Below are 443 nucleotides of genomic sequence, written 5' to 3'. Positions count from 1 at the left end.
GGTCGATGGTGGCGAGTTCCATGTTGCCGTATTCGCGAACCTGCACCTCCTGGCGGCCGGGATCGCTGTCGGCCTCGGCGAGCTTGCCGCTCCAGCCGAACCAGATGCCGCCGCGCTGCTGCAGGCTGTCGTTGAGCGCGACGGCCAGGCCTCCCGGGGCCGAACTGTCCGGATCGGATGTCCGGTTCGATACCACGACGAGACGACTCACTTTAGCCTCCTGTATTTGATTTGAGCGTTCGGGCTTGGAATCTGATGAGCAATGCGAAGCATTCGCCGGGCCTTGCCGGCAAGTGCCTTGTCGAAGCGGGGCACGGCCCGTCAACCCATGGGGCCAGCCGCGCGGCGAACGGGCTGCCGCTAATCCGACAGATAGCGCAGCAGCAGCGCCGGGTCCGCGATGTCGAGTATCACCTTGCGCAGGATGCGGGCTCGCATGTGCT

1 protein-coding gene and 1 pseudogene are annotated in these 443 nt (G+C 65.2%); one reads left to right on the top strand and one right to left on the bottom strand.

All coding sequences use genetic code 11. From position 1 onward, the window contains the following. Positions 1–211 (bottom strand): annotated as a pseudogene (locus HWY05_RS37960) (alpha,alpha-trehalose-phosphate synthase); the annotation flags it as partial. Positions 212–255: 44 nt separating this feature from the next. Here HWY05_RS37960 and HWY05_RS38190 point away from each other — a divergent pair. Beyond that, positions 256–443 (top strand): hypothetical protein (locus HWY05_RS38190; protein WP_208459131.1); only part of this gene is annotated, 188 nt, incomplete at its 3' end.

This window comes from Paraburkholderia sp. BCC1876 (assembly GCF_902833695.1).
In the GTDB taxonomy this organism is placed as follows: Bacteria; Pseudomonadota; Gammaproteobacteria; order Burkholderiales; family Burkholderiaceae; genus Paraburkholderia.
Note: the sequence above shows the minus strand (reverse complement) of the source record. Positions and strands in the feature narration are given on the sequence as shown.